General features: G+C 73.3%; 10 protein-coding genes. 7 read left to right on the forward strand and 3 right to left on the reverse strand.

Going from position 1 to position 10,496, the window contains the following annotated elements; all coding sequences use genetic code 11:
• Positions 1–8: 8 nt before the first annotated feature.
• Positions 9–719: an SDR family NAD(P)-dependent oxidoreductase gene (locus PHZ_RS05235; protein ID WP_041373224.1), complete on the reverse strand. Its 711-nt coding sequence runs from the start codon at positions 717–719 to the stop codon at positions 9–11.
• Positions 720–970: 251 nt separating this feature from the next.
• On the opposite strand from PHZ_RS05235, the gene PHZ_RS21495 reads away from it, so the two are divergent.
• Positions 971–1,288, forward strand: coding sequence for a hypothetical protein (locus PHZ_RS21495; RefSeq protein WP_012521522.1), 318 nt, complete (start codon positions 971–973; stop codon positions 1,286–1,288).
• Positions 1,289–1,293: 5 nt separating this feature from the next.
• Complete coding sequence (locus PHZ_RS05245; RefSeq protein ID WP_012521523.1) at positions 1,294–2,883, forward strand: methyl-accepting chemotaxis protein; 1,590 nt, start codon at positions 1,294–1,296, stop codon at positions 2,881–2,883.
• Between the two features lie 21 nt (positions 2,884–2,904).
• Here PHZ_RS05245 and PHZ_RS05250 read toward each other — a convergent pair whose 3' ends face one another.
• A complete protein-coding gene (locus PHZ_RS05250; RefSeq protein ID WP_012521524.1) occupies positions 2,905–3,639 on the reverse strand; it encodes an SDR family oxidoreductase in 735 nt (244 codons plus the stop codon).
• Positions 3,640–3,782: 143 nt separating this feature from the next.
• On the opposite strand from PHZ_RS05250, the gene PHZ_RS05255 reads away from it, so the two are divergent.
• Positions 3,783–4,664 carry an AraC family transcriptional regulator gene (locus PHZ_RS05255; RefSeq protein WP_041373924.1) on the forward strand — a complete coding sequence of 294 codons (882 nt, stop codon included), beginning with the start codon at positions 3,783–3,785 and terminating at the stop codon, positions 4,662–4,664.
• 6 nt (positions 4,665–4,670) lie between these two features.
• On the opposite strand, the gene PHZ_RS05260 is transcribed toward PHZ_RS05255, so the two are convergent.
• The gene (locus PHZ_RS05260) at positions 4,671–6,605 is read right to left on the reverse strand and encodes a S9 family peptidase (protein WP_012521526.1); all 1,935 of its coding nucleotides are present in this window, start codon (positions 6,603–6,605) and stop codon (positions 4,671–4,673) included.
• 123 nt (positions 6,606–6,728) lie between these two features.
• On the opposite strand from PHZ_RS05260, the gene PHZ_RS05265 reads away from it, so the two are divergent.
• The 4 genes from PHZ_RS05265 (at position 6,729) to PHZ_RS05280 (ending at position 10,491) form a co-directional block, all read left to right on the forward strand.
• Entirely contained in the window at positions 6,729–7,406 is a 678-nt protein-coding gene (locus PHZ_RS05265) for a lysoplasmalogenase family protein (protein WP_012521527.1), read from the forward strand.
• 124 nt (positions 7,407–7,530) lie between these two features.
• Complete coding sequence (locus PHZ_RS05270; protein WP_012521528.1) at positions 7,531–8,109, forward strand: ANTAR domain-containing response regulator; 579 nt, start codon at positions 7,531–7,533, stop codon at positions 8,107–8,109.
• On the forward strand, positions 8,106–9,053 hold the full coding sequence (locus PHZ_RS05275; protein WP_012521529.1) for a CmpA/NrtA family ABC transporter substrate-binding protein: 948 nt from the start codon (positions 8,106–8,108) through the stop codon (positions 9,051–9,053). The genes PHZ_RS05270 and PHZ_RS05275 overlap by 4 nt, the downstream gene beginning before the upstream one ends.
• Before the next feature lie 220 nt (positions 9,054–9,273).
• A complete protein-coding gene (locus PHZ_RS05280) occupies positions 9,274–10,491 on the forward strand; it encodes a nitrate/nitrite transporter (RefSeq protein ID WP_041373227.1) in 1,218 nt (405 codons plus the stop codon).
• The last annotated feature ends 5 nt before the right edge of the window (positions 10,492–10,496 follow it).

The following is a 10,496-nucleotide window of genomic DNA, read 5'->3' on the forward strand; positions in this document are numbered from 1 at the left end:
CGCCCGCCTCAGCGCACGAAGCTGGCGCCGTTCACGTCCAGGACCGCGCCCGTCATCGAGGCGGGCGCCTCCAGGGCGAGGTAGGCGGCCACGCTCGCGACCTCCTCGGGGCTGGCCACCCGGCCCAGGGGGATGTCGGCCAGCAGCTTGTCGCCGCCGCGGCTCGCCAGGTACTCGTCGGCCATGCCGGTCATCACGAAGCCCGGGCAGACGGCGAAGGCCAGGATCTCCTCGCGGGCGTAGCCGCGGGCGATGGACTTGGTCATGCCCACCATGCCGGCCTTCGACGCGGCGTAGTGCCAGTGGGCCGGACTGTCGCCGCGATAGGCCGCGCGGCTGGCGATGTTGACGATCCGGCCCCCGCGCCCTTGCTCGCGGAAGTGCAGGACCGCCCGCCGGCAGAGATCGGCCGAGGCCTGCAGGTTGATCTGCATCGTCCGGCTCCAGGCGCCCTGCCAGTCCTCGGCCGGCGCGTCCACGGCGACGGCCTCGAACACCCCGGCGTTGTTGACCAGCACGTCGATCCGCCCGTCCAGCGCCGCCAGCGCGCGGTCCCACAGGACGTCACCCGCGCCCGGGTCGGCGAGGTCGGCGCCGATCACCCCCGGCCCGTCGGTGCGGCCGTGCCCGACCACGCGGGCGCCTTTCGCCGCGAGCGCCGCCTGGATCGCGGCGCCGATGCCGCGGGTGGAGCCGGTGACGAGGATGTGCGGGGCCAAGGCGGGACTCTCCCGAACGGACTTCGCCGCCCTCTTCGCCGCCGCCGGCGGCCCTGGCAAGCCCGCCGGGCCCGTCTGGCCGGCCGCGCCAGAGGCTGCGGCATCTCGCCGCAGGTCGGCCGCTCCTGCCCCGCAAATCGGCCTGGGCGCCGTCCCATAGTGGTGTTTCCCAAAGCTGGCTCAACCGGCGCGTGAGCTCGCATAACGGCGTTTAGCTCTCGGGAAAGGTTGGCGCAGCCACAAGCGTCGCCATGAGCACGACGGTCCGCGACAGCCTGCTGGCGAGCGCCATCTGCGGCGCCATCGGCCTCCTGACGGCGGCCGTCCTGCTGGGATCGTCCAAGATTCCCGATCCGGCCGAAGCCGCCGGCGTCTTCCCTCCGTGGTGGAGCCAGCAGGCCGTGATGGCCGCGGCCGCCAAGGCCGGCGTCATCCGCGATTTCGGCGCCGTCCCCTTCATCGTCGTCGTGCGCGACCCGGAAGGTCGCGCCCAGGCCCGCCTGCGCCAGGCCGGCGCGCTCTTCTCGGTCGCGCCGGCCGGCACGGCCCTGTGTGGAAAGCTGAGGTAGCCCGCGTGTTCCAGACCATCGCCGAACAGCGCAGTTTCGCCGACCGCATCGTCATCGGCGGCCTTTGGATTCTCGTCCCGGTGATCGCGGCCGCGGCCGCCTTCGTCGGGGGCGCTTGGCTGGGCCTGGGCCTCGCCGCCCTGGGCACGGCCGTCGGCGTGACCGTCGTCTGGCGCCTGCTGAAGGCCGGCCCGGTCGTCCGGATCACCGCCGGCGTCGCCCAGATGGCGCAGATCTCCCTGCTGGTGGGCGCCTTCTCCGGCCACCCCTGGCAGATCGACATGCACATGGCCTACTTCGCGGGCCTGGCCGTCCTGATCGTCTACTGCGACTGGCGGGTGATCGGCGCGGCCACGGCCCTGGTGGCGGCCCACCACCTGCTGCTGTCCTTCCTGCTGCCGGCCGCGGTCTTCCCAGGCGGGGGCGACATCGCCCGCGTCCTAGTGCACGCAGTGATCCTGCTCGTGGAGGCGGGCGTGATCATCTGGGTAGGCCACAACCTCTTCTCGATGTTCGAGCGGTCGGGGGCGATGCTGGCCGAGGCCTCCGAGGCCCGCGACCGGGCGGAAGCGGCCATGGGCGACGCCGAGCGCGCGCGGGCCGGCGAGGCCCAGGCCGCCGCCGAGCGTGAGCGGGTGCGCCGCGCGTCCGAGGAGGAGGCCGAACTGGTCGTCGGCGCCCTGGCCGAGGGCCTGGGCCAGCTGGCCCGGGGCGACGCCACCCACCGCATCGGGGCGGCCTTCCCCGACCACTACCGCCAGCTGAAGGACGACTTCAACGCCGCGGCCGATCAGCTGGACGAGACGCTGCGCGCCATCGTCGAGGTCAACGCCCGCGTCCGCGGCAGCGCCTCGGAGCTGTCGGGCGCCTCGCGCGACCTGTCCCAGCGGACCGAGCAGCAGGCCGCCACGCTCGAGGAGACCGCCGCGGCGCTGGACGAGGTCACCGCCACCGTGAAGCGCACGGCCGCAGGCGCCCGCCAGGCCGGCGAGGTGGTGGGCGCGGCCCGGGACCACGCCCGGCAGTCGGGCGAGATCGTCCGGGCGGCCGTCGCGGCGATGAACGGCATCGAAGCCTCCTCGACCCAGATCGGCCAGATCATCGGGGTGATCGACGAGATCGCCTTCCAGACCAATCTGCTGGCGCTCAACGCCGGGGTGGAAGCGGCCCGCGCGGGCGAGGCCGGCAAGGGCTTCGCCGTCGTCGCCATCGAGGTCCGCGCCCTGGCCGAGCGATCGGCCGAGGCGGCGCGGGAGATCAAGTCCCTGGTCGCCGCCTCCAGCGCTCAGGTCGGCGAAGGGGTGTCCCTGGTGGGCCGCACCGGCGAGGCCCTGGAGCGGATCGTCGCCGAGGTGGCCCAGGTGAACGCCGCGATCGCCGACATCGTCAGTTCGACCGCCGAGCAGGCGACCAGCCTGGAGGAGGTGAACACCGCCGTGAACAACCTCGACGGCGTCACCCAGCAGAACGCCGCCATGGTCGAGGAGGCCACCGCCGCCACCCACACCCTGGCGTCCGAGACCGAGCGTCTGGCCCAGCTGATCGCCCGCTTCCAGGTCTCCCAGGAGGGCGGGTTCGAGAAGCGCGCCGCCTGACGCGGCGCGCCGCTCGGGCGGTCAGCGGGTGGTGACGGTCGGCCGGACGACCACCTCGTTGACGTCCACGTCGGCCGGCTGCTCGATGGCGAAGCGGACGGCCCGTGCGATGGCTTCCGCGGGCAGGATCTGCTTGCGGTACTCGTCGACGAAGGCTGCGGTCGGCGCGTGGGTGATGGTGTGCGCCAGCTCCGAGGTCGTGGCGCCCGGCGAGACCACCGTCACCCGCACCTTGTCGGTCTCCTGGCGCAGGGCCTCCGAGATCACCCGGACCGCGAACTTGGTCGCGCAGTAGACCGCGCCCGACGGCAGGATCTGGTGGCCGGCGGTCGAGGCGATGTTGACGATCTGGCCCTCGCCCTGCGCCTCCATGACCGGCAGGGCCGCCGCGATGCCGTGCAGCACGCCGCGGATGTTGACGTCGATCATCTGGTCCCACTCGTCCACCTTCAGCGCGGCCAGGGGCGACAGGGGCATGATCCCGGCGTTGTTGACGATGACGTCGACCCGGCCGAACGCCTCGCGGGCTGCGTCCACGAACGCCTGCACGCTCTGGCGCGAGGTCACGTCGAGCGCCTTGGCCAGGGCCCGGCCGCCGGCCGCCTCGATCTCGGCCTTCAGCGCCTCCAGCCGCTCGACCCGCCGGGCGCCGATCACCACCGCGGCCCCGCCCGCGGCCAGGTCGCGGGCGATCGCCTCGCCGATGCCGCTCGAGGCCCCGGTCACCAGCACCACCTTGTTCTCAATTCCGGACATCGCCGTCTCCTTTGCTGCGAGGCCCGAGAGATGCGCCGGACCGGCCGAACGGCGTTAGACCGCTCCTCCGCCGTTCTTGCCCGATCCTCCAGGAAAAGCCTGTCGCGGTTGCGCCGCCCGCGCGCGTGTGGAACGCCTTCGGCATGGAAGAGCTCGCGGAACTGATCGCCCGGCACGCCCAGCCCGACGGGATGGTCGACATGCCCGTTCCTGGCCTGGCGCTGTTCCACGCCTCGGGCCCGACCGCGGCCGTGCCGGTGCTGCACAAGCCGGCCGTCTGCATCATCGCGCAAGGCGCCAAGGTGGCGACGGTGGGCGAGGAGACCTTCCGCTACGACGCCACGTCCCATCTGGTGATCTCGGTGGAGCTGCCCCTCACCGGCCAGGTCACCGAGGCCAGCCCCGAGCGGCCGTACCTATGCGTGCGGATCGACCTCGAGCCCGTCCTGCTGGGCGAGCTGCTGCTGGAGCCGCTGCCGGCGGCGGGGGCCGAAAGCGGCCGCGGCCTGCACGTCAGCCGCACCACGCCCGAGCTCGCCGGCGCCGCGGCCCGCCTCGTGGCCCTGCTGGACGCGCCGCAGGACGCCCCCGCGCTCGCCCCGCTGATCCGGCGCGAGATCCACTACCGCCTGCTCACCGGCGACCAGGCCGGCCTCGTGCGCCAGATCGGCATGCCCGACAGCCGGATCGCCCATGTGAACCGCGCCATCGCCTGGATCCGCGCCAACTTCGACCGGCCGTTCAGCATCGAGGCGGTGGCCCGGGCCGCCGGCATGAGCCCCTCGGCGCTGCACCAGCACTTCAAGGCGATCACCGCCATGAGCCCGCTGCAGTACCAGAAGCAGCTCCGGCTGCAGGAGGCCCGCCGCCTGATGATCGGCGAGGGACGCGACGCCCAGCACGCGGCCTTCGAGGTCGGCTACGAGAGCCCCTCGCAGTTCTCGCGCGAGTACGCCCGCCTGTTCGGAGCCCCGCCGGCCCGCGACGCGGCGCGGCTGCGGGCCGCGGCGCCGGCGTTCGCGTAAGGCCCGCTACTCGCCGATCCCCAGCACCTTCTTCAGGAACAGCACCTCGGTTGCGCGGACGGCTTCCTGGTTGGCCTTCTTCTGGATGCCGTGGCCTTCGTCCTTGGCCAGGACGTACCAGACCTCGGTGCCCTGGGCCCGCAGCGTGGCGACCATCTGCTCGGACTCGGTGCGCGGCACGCGCGGGTCGTTGGCCCCCTGGAAGACCATCATCGGCTTTTTCATCCTCGCGCTCATCTTGATCGGCGCGATGCGTTCGAACACGGCCCGCATCTTGGGATCGCGCTCGTCGCCGTATTCAGCCCGGCGCAGGTCGCGGCGGTAGCCTTCGGTGTTGTTCAGGAAGGTGATGAAGTCCGAGATGCCGTAGAGGTCGATGACGCCTGCGATGCGGTCGTTGTAGTGGCCGGCCACCGCCAGGACCATGTAGCCGCCGTACGACTGGCCCACCACCGCCACGCGGCTGGCGTCGAGGTCGGGCTGCTTGGCCACCCAGTCCAGCAGGGCGCCGATGTCCTTGACCGAGTCCTCGCGCTTCTCGGCGTTGTCGAGGGCGAGGTACGTCTTGCCGTAGCCCGACGAGCCGCGGACGTTCGGGATGATCACGGCCGCGCCCAGCTCGTTCACCCACGACTGCCGGCGCGGGTTGAAGTTGGGCAGCTCCTGGCTTTCGGGCCCGCCGTGGATCTGGATCACCACCGGCAGCTTCTCGCCCCGCCGCGCGGCCTTCGGCTTGTAGATGAACGCCGGGATCGAGCGCTTGTCGAAGGTCGGGTAGCGGAACAGCTCCGGCTCCACGAGCCTGGCCGGATCGAGCCCGCCCAGTTCGCTCTGCGTCCACCGCACCAGCGTTCCGCCCGCGAGCTCGTACGACCACACGTCTCCCGAGCTGGTGGAGGTGGAGAGCGACAGCCCGAGCCTGGACCCGTCGGGGGAGAACTTCAGCGCCGTCAGCACGCCGAGCGGCAGCTTCGGCCCGGGCAGTTCCCGGCCGCTGGCGATGTCGCGCAGCACGACCTTGGAATAGCCCTCCTCGTTGACGGCGTAGGCGATGGTGCGGCCGTCGGGCGAGACGTCCATCTCCTCGGCGCCCCACTTCGCGCCGGAATCGAGATCGCGGACCTTGCCCGTGGCGATGTCGATGACCACCGGCCGGGTCACTTCCGAGCCGTCGTCGGACAGCACGATCACCGACCGGCCGCCGTCCACGAAGGCGCCGCCGGCGTAGGCGATCTTCCGGCCGGTCGGGCCCACCGGCGCGATTTTGCCGGTCTCAACGTCCAGCACGAACAGCTCCACATGGGCCGCCGAGTTGTAGCGGCTGACCAGCAGGTGGCGGCCGTCGGCCGAGACGTCCTGCGGAGCCAGGGCGCCGACGCCGTCGTGCACCAGCCGCCGGCCGGCCGGGTTCGCCGGGTCGGCGACCATGATGTCGTAGTTGGGATCGCCCCGGTTCACCTGGCTCCAGGCGACGAGGCGGCCGTCCTTGGAGAAGACGAAGCTCTGGTTGCGGGTGTCGGGCGCGGTCAGCCGGACCTCGTTCCCCGAAAGGTCGCGCAGCCAAGCCTGGTAGTACTCGGCCCCGCCGACGTCGCGGGGGTAGAGGAAGCGTTCGGTCCCGGGCTGCACGATGGCCGCGTTGATCGGCTCATCGGCGAAGGTGAGCTGGGTGCGGGCCGCGCCGGGAGCCTTCACCCGGTGGATCTGGTTCGTCTCGCCGAACCGCGTGGCGATCAGGATGGAGCCGTCCGGCAGCCAGTCCTCGAACACCGCGTAGCGCGCGTCGTAGTAGGGGGCGATGGCGGCCTGCAGCGCGGCGGGCGTCTCGGGCGCGCCCTCGTAGACGATCTGGCCCACCTCGCGCCGGGCGACTTCCGCGCCGGCCGCCGAGACGAACGCCAGGGCCAGGGCCGCACCGGCCAGCAACGCACGCGACTTCATCGAGAACACCCCCGCTAGGACAGGGGGCGACCGAAGCGCGGCGCGGCTGCGGCGTCAATCCGTAGGCGTGGTACCAATCTTCGGCGAACGCGAGTCGGAAAGACGTGATCGGGGGGACATGACATGCACGCGCGCGACTTCCTGCCCAGGCTGGTCCTGGCCGCCGCCATCGCCGGCGGCGTCGGCTACATCTTCACCTGGGACCTCGAGCTGCCGAAGGCCCTGCATGTGGCCGCCAAGGGGTCGGGCGTCGGCCTGCTGGCGCTCTACGCGGCCCTGCTCGCCAAGGACGCCGACGGGATCCGCATCGCCGCGGTGATGGCCTTCGGCGCCCTGGGCGACGTGCTGCTGGACGCCGTGGGCCTGCAGGTCGGGGCGGTGGCCTTCCTGGTCGGGCACGTCATCGCCATAACCCTCTACGCCCAGAACCTGCGCAGCCCGCTGAGCCCGGCGCGGATCGCCGGCGCGGCCGCGTTCGTGCTGCTGGTCTGCGCCGCCGCCTACAGCCTGCCCGCCGACCGGGCCGGGGCGCCGGCGGTGGCGCTCTACACCGCCGGCCTCGCCGCCATGGCCGCCATGGCCTGGATGAGCCGCTTCCCGCGGACCTCCACGGGCGTGGGCGCCCTGATGTTCGTGGCCTCGGACCTGCTGATCTTCGGCCAGCTGGGGCCCTGGGACGGCGCGCCGGGGATCGGGCTCGGGATCTGGGGGCTCTACTTCGGCGGCCAGCTGCTGATCTGCCTGGGCGTGACCCGCACCCTGGCGGCGGCGCCGCGCACCTTCCGGCCCGTCACGGCCTAGCGACCCGCGCGGCGCCGGAAAACCGGGCGCCGGGCGCCCGGCCGGCAGGCGTTCGACGCGCCTGAGCGCCGATCGCGCCGAGGAGCGGCGGCCCGCCGGCCCGGCCCGGCTTAACTCGGCCGGCATGCGCGTCCTGCTCGTCGACCCCGACCCGGCCCGGGCCGCCCTCGTGACGGAAGGCCTGGCGGGAATCGATCCGCTGGAGGTCCGGCACGCCGCCGCCTTCGACGAGGCCGCCGCCGCGGCCTTCGCACCCGACGTGGTGGTGGTGGCCGCGGACAGCCCCGACCGCGACACGCTGGAGAGCCTGCGCGAGGCGAGCCGCGCGAACCCGCGGCCGGTGGTGATGTTCGTGGACCGCTCCGAGCCGGGGCTGGCGGAGGAGGCCGTGCGGGCCGGCGTCGCCGCCTATGTGGTGGACGGCCTCGCGCCCGGCCGCGTGCGCGGGGTGCTGGAGGTGGCCATGAGCCGCTTCGCCCTCATGAACCAACTGCGCCAGGACCTGGCCAAGGCCAAGGCCGACCTCGCCTCCCGCAAGACGGTGGAGCGGGCCAAGGCGCTGCTGATGAAGGAGCGCGGGCTGGAGGAGGAAGAGGCGTACCGCGTTCTGCGCAAGCTCTCCATGGACGCGGGCCGGCCCATCGCCGCCGTGGCCGCCGACCTCCTGGCGTTCGCCGGCGTGCTGAAGGGAGAGGGGCCATGAGGATCCGACTGGGCTTCGTGCCGCTGAGCGACGCTGCGCCGCTCATCGCCGCCCGCGCCTGCGGCTTCTTCGCGGAGGAGGGGCTGCAGGTCGAGCTGAGCCGGGAAGCTTCCTGGGCCACGGTGCGCGACAAGGTGGCGGTGGGAGCGCTCGACGGCGCCCACATGCTGGCGCCCATGGTGCTGGCGGCGGCGCTGGGGGTCGGCAGCGAGCCCGCGCCGCTGATCGTCCCCCTCGCCCTGGCGCGGGGCGGCGCGGCGGTGGCGATCTCGTCCCGCATTCCGGCGGCCGGCCTGGCGCGGCTCGTCGCCCAGCGGCGGGAGGCGGGCGCCAGCCCGCTCACCTTCGCCGTGGTGTTCCCCTATTCGATCCATGCCTACCTGCTGCGGGCCTGGCTGGAGCAGGGGGGGATCGATCCCGATGCCGATGTCCGGCTCACCGTCGCGCCGCCGCCGCGCATGGCCGACTTGCTGGCGGGGGGCGTGATCGAGGGCTTCTGCGCGGGCGAGCCGTGGGCCGCCGCCGCCGTGGCGGCCGGCGCCGGCCAGGTCGCCGTGCGCGCCGGGCAGCTCTGGCCCGGCGCGCCCGACAAGGTGTTCGCCGTGACCCGGGCCTGGGCCGAGGCCGACCCGCCGCGCCTGCAGGCGGTGCTCCGGGCCCTGTTGCGCGCCGCCGCCTGGGCCGAAGCGCCGGGGAACCGCGCCGCCGTCGCCGACCTGCTGGCCCGGCCGGAGCATTTGCGCCTGGAGCCCGAGCTGATCGCCGCCGGCCTCGATCACATCGTCTACGGCTCGGGCGCGCCCGAGCCGCGGGACGCCGCCTGGCTGCTCGGCGAGATGAAGCGGTGGGGCCAGATTCCCGCCAGCCTGGACGCCGCGGCGGCCGCCGCCCCCATCTACCGCCCGGACCTCCACGCCGCGGCGGCCGGGGCGCTCAGCGCCTGAATTCTGGTCATCGCGCCGCCTACGGCGCCGTGATTTTGCACTGCGGCATGGCCCCGTGGGCGCCGGGGCCGGTATCGGGGTGACGAGCCGCCGAGGCGGCGTTTTCATCGAACCCAGGCCCAGGACAACGGCGTTCGCGGCCCCCGGACAGGCTCAAGGACGAGCCCTCCCACACGGCGACGCCGCCGCTCCACCGCAATCCGCACGGGGCCTGATCCGCATGTCTGCGCGCTCGTTCCTGAAGGCCGGCCACCCGCCGACCCTCTTCGCCGCCTTCCTCTATTTCGACCTGAGCTTCATGGTCTGGGTGATCCTGGGGCCGCTCGGCGTCGCCATCGCCACGGACTTCGGCCTGACGCCGGCCGAGAAGGGGCTGATGGTCGCCGTGCCGGTGCTGGCCGGCGCCGTGCTGCGCCTCTTCGCGGGCGTGCTTGTGGATCACATCGGTCCCAAGCGGACCGGCCTGATCGGCCAGCTCGTCGTGCTGGCGGGCCTCGCGGCCGCCTGGCGGCTGGGGATCGGCGGCTATCCCCAGGTCCTGGCCCTCGGCTGCGTGCTGGGCGTCGCGGGGGCGTCCTTCGCTGTCGCCCTGCCGCTCGCTTCGCGCTGGTACCCGCCCGAACACCAGGGCCTGGCCCTCGGTATCGCCGGCGCCGGCAATTCGGGGACGGCCCTCGCGGCCCTGTTCGCCCCAGCCCTGGCCCAGCGCTTCGGCTGGGAGAATGTGATCGGCCTGGCGACCCTGCCGCTCGCCGCAGCCTTCGTCGTCTATCTGGTCTTCGCCAGGGACGCGCCGGACCGGCCGCCGCCCAAGCGCCTCTCGGAATACCTCTCGGTGCTCCGCACGGCCGACGCCTGGTGGCTGATGCTGCTCTACGGCGTCACCTTCGGCGGGTTCGTGGGCCTGTCGTCCTCCCTGACCATCTACTTCAACGCCGAGTACGGCCTGCCGGCTGTGACCGCGGGCTTCTTCACCGCCGCCTGCGTGTTCGCCGGCTCGTTCGTTCGGCCGGTGGGCGGGGCGCTGGCCGACCGCTTCGGCGGGGTGCGCACGCTGAGCGTCGTCTACCTGCTGGCCGCGCTCGGCCTCGCGCTGGCCAGTTTCCAGCCGCCCAGCGTCTGGATGGCCCTGGCCGTGATCCTCTTCGCCATGGCGGCGCTCGGGGCCGGCAACGGGGCGGTCTTCCAGCTCGCGCCGCAGCGCTTCGGCAAGGAGATCGGCGTGGTCACCGGCCTCGTCGGCATGACCGGCGGGATCGGCGGCTTCTACCTGGCCTCCAGCCTCGGCTGGGCCAAGCAGGTCACCGGCAGCTACCAGGCGGGCCTGCTCGCCTTCGCCGCCCTCGCCCTCGTGGCCCTGGCCTGCCTCACCGGGGTCAAGGCCCGCTGGCGGCGCACCTGGGCCGGCGAGGCCGCCGGCGCGCCCCTCAGGCTCTAGGAGGC

This window comes from Phenylobacterium zucineum HLK1, assembly GCF_000017265.1.
GTDB classification, from domain to species: domain Bacteria; phylum Pseudomonadota; class Alphaproteobacteria; order Caulobacterales; family Caulobacteraceae; genus Phenylobacterium; species Phenylobacterium zucineum.

Bases quoted from the DNA above. Each gene is read 5' to 3' on its own strand.
- PHZ_RS21495 (WP_012521522.1), top strand. From the start codon at position 971: ATGAGCACGACGGTCCGCGACAGCCTGCTGGCGAGCGCCATCTGCGGC.
- PHZ_RS05250 (WP_012521524.1), bottom strand. From the start codon at position 3,639: ATGTCCGGAATTGAGAACAAGGTGGTGCTGGTGACCGGGGCCTCGAGC.
- PHZ_RS05255 (WP_041373924.1), top strand. From the start codon at position 3,783: ATGGAAGAGCTCGCGGAACTGATCGCCCGGCACGCCCAGCCCGACGGG.
- PHZ_RS05260 (WP_012521526.1), bottom strand. From the start codon at position 6,605: ATGAAGTCGCGTGCGTTGCTGGCCGGTGCGGCCCTGGCCCTGGCGTTC.
- PHZ_RS05265 (WP_012521527.1), top strand. From the start codon at position 6,729: ATGCACGCGCGCGACTTCCTGCCCAGGCTGGTCCTGGCCGCCGCCATC.
- PHZ_RS05270 (WP_012521528.1), top strand. From the start codon at position 7,531: ATGCGCGTCCTGCTCGTCGACCCCGACCCGGCCCGGGCCGCCCTCGTG.
- PHZ_RS05275 (WP_012521529.1), top strand. From the start codon at position 8,106: ATGAGGATCCGACTGGGCTTCGTGCCGCTGAGCGACGCTGCGCCGCTC.
- PHZ_RS05280 (WP_041373227.1), top strand. From the start codon at position 9,274: ATGTCTGCGCGCTCGTTCCTGAAGGCCGGCCACCCGCCGACCCTCTTC.